The sequence below is a fragment of the Terriglobales bacterium genome (assembly GCA_035454605.1).
GTDB lineage: Bacteria > Acidobacteriota > Terriglobia > Terriglobales > Acidobacteriaceae > DATMAB01.
On sequence record DATIGQ010000104.1, the window covers coordinates 1 to 5311 of the forward strand.

A 5311-nucleotide genomic window follows, 5' to 3' on the forward strand; every position below is an offset into this window, starting at 1 on the left:
TGCAATTGGATGCGCGCGAGGCGCCAGCGGGCGAGATGCCGGTGGTGCTGGGTCCGGGTTGGCCGGGGATCCTGCTGCATGAAGCCATCGGCCACGGACTGGAAGCGGACTTCAACCGCAAGAAGACCTCGGCGTTCGCCGGACTGGTGGGACAGCGTGTGGCCAGCCCCAAGTGCACCGTGGTGGACAACGGGACGCTGCCTTCGCGGCGCGGTTCGCTCAACATGGACGACGAGGGCTCCCCGACACAGAACACCGTGCTGATCGAGAAGGGAATCCTGAAGGGCTACCTGAGCGACAGGCTTTCGGCGCGGTTGATGGGCATTCCCGATACGGGCAACGGCCGGCGCGAGAGCTACGAGCACATCCCCATGCCGCGCATGACCAACACCTACATGCTGGCGGGCGAGGATTCGCCGGAGGACATCGTGCGCTCGGTGGAGCGCGGCGTGTACGCGGCCAACTTTGGCGGCGGGCAGGTAGACATCACCAGCGGCAAGTTTGTTTTCTCGGCCTCGGAAGCCTACCTGATCGAAGACGGCAAGATCACCGCGCCGCTCAGGAACTGCACGCTCATCGGCAACGGGCCGGACGTGCTTACGCGCGTCTCCATGGTGGGCAACGACCTGGCGCTCGATGAAGGCGTGGGCACCTGCGGCAAGGACGGTCAATCGGTGCCGGTGGGCGTCGGTATCCCCACGCTCAAGGTGGACCGCATCACCGTGGGGGGCACGGCGCGGCGGCAGGTGGGGACGGACTTCCGGAGCTAGCGCGCTTCCTTTCATGACAACTCCTGAACTGGCAACCCGCGACTCGAAACTCGAGACTGATCTGAAGTCTTTGGCGGCCGAGGTGGTCCGTCGCGCGACTGCGGCCGGCGCCAGCGCCGCCGAGGCGGTGGTGCGCGAAGGGGATGAATTCTCCACCGTGGTCCGCCTGGGCGAAGTCGAGACGCTGAAGCAGGCGGGCTCGCACGCCATGGGCCTCCGGGTATTTTTCGGCCAGAGAGCCGCTTCCACCTACACCACGGATTTCTCGGCGGCCGGAATCGCGCGCATGGTTGAAGGCGCCTTGGCGCTGGCGCGCGTAGCTTCGGAAGACCCGCATGCCGGATTGCCGGACGCATCACAACTGGGCGCGCTCGGCGGCGATTTGGACCTGTTCCACGACGACGTCGAGTCGCTCTCGACGGAGGCCCGTATCGATTACGCGCGCCGCGCGGAACGGGCCGCGCTCGATTTCGACCCGCGCATCATCAACTCCGAGGGAGGCTCGTTCGACGCAGCTTCCGGGCGCAAGGTGCTGGCCAACTCGCTGGGATTCGTGGGCGAGTACGGCCGCTCGTACTGCAGCGTGGCCGCGGTGCCGGTCGCGCAACAGGAAGGCGCGGCCATGCAGCGCGACTATTGGTATTCGGTGTCGCGGTCGCTCGCCAAGCTGGAGCCGCCGGAGCAGGTGGGGCGCGTGGCGGCACAACGCGCGCTGCGCCGCTTGGGCGCGCGCAAAGTCCCGACGGCACGCGTGCCGGTGGTGTTCGAGCCCATGGTGGCCCAATCGCTCCTGGGACACATCTTCGAGGCGGCGAACGGCGACGCCATCTATCGCGGCGCCTCTTTTCTGGAGGGCAAGCTGGGGCAAGCGATCGCGAGCGACAACGTCACCGTCATCGATGACGGTACGATGATCGGAGGATTCGGCACCTCGCCATTCGACGGCGAAGGCGTGCCCACGCGGCGGACCGTAGTCATCGAGCGGGGCGTGCTGCAGTCGTACCTGCTCAACACCTACACGGCGCGCAAGCTCGGCCTGGCAACCACGGGCAACGCTGCGCGCGGCCTGGCGGGGACGCCGGGCATCGGCGCGGGCAATTTCTTCCTTCAGCCGGGGGCGCGCACGCCGCAGCAGCTCATCGCCGACATCGCGGACGGGTTCTACGTCACCGAGCTGCTGGGTTTCGGCGTGAACCTGGTGACGGGCGATTACTCGCGCGGCGCCAGCGGCCTCTGGATCTCGCGCGGCGAGCTGGCGTATCCGGTCGAGGAGGTCACGGTCGCCGGCAACCTGAAGGACGTGCTGCGCAACATCACGGAAATCGCGAACGACCTGGAGTTCCGCGGCTCGGTCGCTTGTCCCACGCTACGCGTCGATGGTCTTACGGTAGCGGGCGAGTAGTAGAATCCCTGCCGATGGAGCCGCTCTCTCCCGCAAACAATCCGCCCGAACGGGGCGTAGCCTGGCCCGCTATCGGCGCGGGTGTGCTGCTGGTGGTGATCGCGATCGGCGCCATCGTGCTGCTCACACGGCCTTCCGAGCAGCGGACGGCGGAAACTCCTTCGGCGGCCGCAGGTCCCCACCCCTACGGGGAGAGGCTTCAGTTCGCCGACCTCAAGATGAGCGAGGTGGAAAACTTCGTCGGCGGCAAGGTTACGTATCTTGAGGGCCAGCTCGCCAATCAAGGCGACCGCACCGTGAACGGCGTCACCGTCGAGATCGTCTTCCGCAACTCGCTGGGCGAAGTGGTGCAGAAGGAGACGCTGCCGGTGAAGGTACATGAGCAGCGCGGTCCCTACGTGGACGTCACCGATCTGAAAGCAGCTCCCCTCAAGTCCGGCGAGACGCGCGGCTTCCGCCTGATCTTCGATCACGTCACCACCGACTGGAACCGGGAGTATCCGGCGATCACCGTGGTCAGCGTCAGCTTCCAGTAGCTTTCGTCACGCGTTTCGCGGAGCAGGAGGGTTGCTTCGTTGGGTGCGCAATGGGGCAGTCTCGTACAGGATGCGGCCCCTTCCGACTGTGTCCCAGGCGATGGGACACCAGCGCGCGATCTCACCTACCACGATGCCATTCCGAACCGCGGGATCGGCCTGCGCCAACTGCTCGGCTGCCGCGCGGCTCTCCACCTGCACAACAGTCAGCCCGATGTCCTGGTCTTCGATGGGGCCGGCGGCTAGCAGTTCGCCGCGGTCGAACACACCTTTGAGGTAGGAAAGGTGGTCGTCGAGCGGCTGCTCGAAGATGCTCTTGCCGGGCAGCCACGCCGGGCCGGGCTTCCAGAAGATCGCATAGAAGGCCTTCATGCCTCGATGGATGCGGGAATGCGGGGCCTGGATGCGGAATCCTCGGCCGTGCCCTAGAATCGTCGCATGGCTGGAGCGAAGACCGTCCGCCTGACGGAGGCCGTCAAGGCGGCGGGTTGAGCTTCCAAGCTGAGTCCGGCGGCGCTGGACGCGGTGCTTGGGAAATTAGCCCGGCAACAGGACGCGAACGTGCTGGTCGGCTTTGACAAAGCCGACGACGCCGGGGTGTACAAGATTTCCGATGAACTCGCGCTGGTCCACACGGTGGATTTCTTCACTCCCATCGTGGATGATCCCCTGACGTTCGGCCAGATCGCTGCGGTCAACTCGCTCAGCGACGTCTATGCCATGGGCGGGCGGCCGCTGAACGCTCTCACCATGGTCTGTTTCCCGGAGAAGGGCGACCTGGCCGTGCTGGAGCAGATTCTGGCCGGTGGCCTTTCGAAGATGATGGAGGCCGGCTGCACCATCGTCGGCGGACACTCCATCCGCGACGAGGAGATCAAGTTCGGCTACGCCGTCACCGGCACCATCCATCCGGGACGCATCCTGCCCAACTCGGGCGCGCAGCCGGGCGACCGCCTGCTGCTCACCAAGGCCATCGGCACGGGCGTGATCTCCACCGCCATCAAGCGCGGCAAAGCGGAGCCCGCGTGGGTGGAGGCCGCCATCGCTTCCATGACCACACTCAACCGCGTGGCGGCGGAAGTGATGACCGATCCCGCCTACGCGGTGCACGGATGCACGGACGTCACCGGCTTCGGCCTGGTTGGACATGCGCGCGAGATGGCGCTGGCCTCGGGAGTCGGCCTGCGCTTGGCGGCCTCGAGCGTGCCGCTGCTCGAAGGCGCGCGCCAGTGCGTGCGGGAAAGCTTCATCCCCGGCGGCCTCAAGGCAAATCGCGAGTTTGCCGAATGCGTGGTGGAGTGGGGTGACGTGGACGAAGAACTGCGCACGCTACTGTTCGATCCGCAGACCGCAGGCGGACTGCTGATCTCCGTGGCCGCCGAACATGCGAACCCGCTGCTGCGCGCCCTGCGGGACCGGCGCATTCCCGCCGCGGAGATCGGTGAAGTGCTGCCCGCGGGCAAGCCTCTGATTCGGGTCGAAAGCTAAGAACCTGGCGAAAGGACAGCGCCGTTTCCTTTTCCCTTTTGAACCCTCTAATCCTGCCTTCCCTCGATAGCCAGCAACAGCACAATGGCCGCGGCGGCCAGGCGGCGGTCCAGTTTGCGCTCGCGGTCCGGCGTCAGGTCCACGTCCAGGGTGTGCACGAAGGGATTGAAGCGCTGCGCCGCCTTGCCCACGTGCTGGCCGCCGATTTCGAAATGGTAGGTCTGGGGGATCAGGTTGGAGAGGAAACGCCGGAGCGTGGCCATCAGCGCGCTGTCCTCCTTGATGAGACCGATCTCGCGGTCGCCGGCGTCCAGGATGATCCACTCGTCGATCAGGATGGACTTCAGTCCCTTGCGGCGCAGGGCCCCGACCTTCTGTTGCTGGCGCGTATCGGTCACGTCGTAGGTGGCGGAGATGTCGAGCACCTGCCGCGCCTTGATGGTCAGCAGTTCCTGGGTGGCGGATTCGTCCGCGTACAAGCGGATGTCTTCTTTCAGCTTGAACAGCTTCTGCTTCAGGAAGCCGATCACGCGCCCCTGCGGATCGTAGAAATGAAACTTGGGGGCGATGTCGAAGACCTTGGCGCGGGCCGAGAATCGGTCGTGATTGAAAGCAGCCGCAGTACCCGGAGACGTGGCCATGCGATCCTCCTCACCGAAATGCGCCGATGGTAGCGCTCGGTCGGTTTACCCGCAACCACAAACTGGCCGATTGCACACCGACGACAGGAAGGAGTCTTACTCGCAGGTCAGCGTCGAAGTAGCGGCGACTTGCTTCCCGCCGTTCTTCTCCGCCCCCAGTGTGGCGGTGACGGAGACCGGGCCGCCGGTGGCGCCCAGGCAGGTGGCGGTGCCGAAGCTGGCGCCGGGAGAATTACTGATGCTGACGTTCACCGAATCGGAGACCGACCAGACGACGCTGGTCGCTGGATCGGACTGGAACGTGCATGCCAACGTAGTAGTGCCCGAAGCTACAAATTTCTGCGAGCTGCCCACCACCACGATCGCGCTCTGCGGCGAGGCACCCAGCGTGGAGACGAAACAGAACGTAGTGGTGCCGTCGCAACCCGTCAGAAGAAGAGGAAGCAGCGAGCAGAGGCCGACTGTGCGCACCCA

The 5311-nt window shown here is 65.6% G+C and carries 7 protein-coding genes; 4 read left to right on the forward strand and 3 right to left on the reverse strand.

Annotated features, from left to right (window positions below; translation table 11 throughout):
* The 3 genes from VLE48_07395 to VLE48_07405 all read left to right on the forward strand — a co-directional run.
* Positions 1-770, forward strand: a 770-nt coding sequence (locus tag VLE48_07395) for a metallopeptidase TldD-related protein (protein HSA92818.1), incomplete at its 5' end; no start/stop codon positions are given.
* Between the two features lie 13 nt (positions 771-783).
* Positions 784-2172 (forward strand): metallopeptidase TldD-related protein, encoded by a 1389-nt coding sequence (locus VLE48_07400; GenBank protein HSA92819.1) that lies wholly within the window; start codon positions 784-786, stop codon positions 2170-2172.
* A gap of 14 nt (positions 2173-2186) precedes the next feature.
* Positions 2187-2708: a DUF2393 family protein gene (locus VLE48_07405; GenBank protein HSA92820.1), complete on the forward strand. Its 522-nt coding sequence runs from the start codon at positions 2187-2189 to the stop codon at positions 2706-2708.
* Between the two features lie 6 nt (positions 2709-2714).
* On the opposite strand, the gene VLE48_07410 is transcribed toward VLE48_07405, so the two are convergent.
* Entirely contained in the window at positions 2715-3080 is a 366-nt protein-coding gene (locus tag VLE48_07410; GenBank protein HSA92821.1) for a YciI family protein, read from the reverse strand.
* 66 nt (positions 3081-3146) lie between these two features.
* Between VLE48_07410 and selD the strand changes: the two genes are divergently transcribed.
* Positions 3147-4196 carry a selenide, water dikinase SelD gene (gene selD, locus VLE48_07415; protein ID HSA92822.1) on the forward strand — a complete coding sequence of 350 codons (1050 nt, stop codon included), beginning with the start codon at positions 3147-3149 and terminating at the stop codon, positions 4194-4196.
* 47 nt (positions 4197-4243) lie between these two features.
* Here selD and VLE48_07420 read toward each other — a convergent pair whose 3' ends face one another.
* The gene (locus VLE48_07420; protein ID HSA92823.1) at positions 4244-4837 is read right to left on the reverse strand and encodes a hypothetical protein; all 594 of its coding nucleotides are present in this window, start codon (positions 4835-4837) and stop codon (positions 4244-4246) included.
* 96 nt (positions 4838-4933) lie between these two features.
* Positions 4934-5311 (reverse strand): hypothetical protein (locus VLE48_07425; GenBank protein ID HSA92824.1); only part of this gene is annotated, 378 nt, incomplete at its 5' end.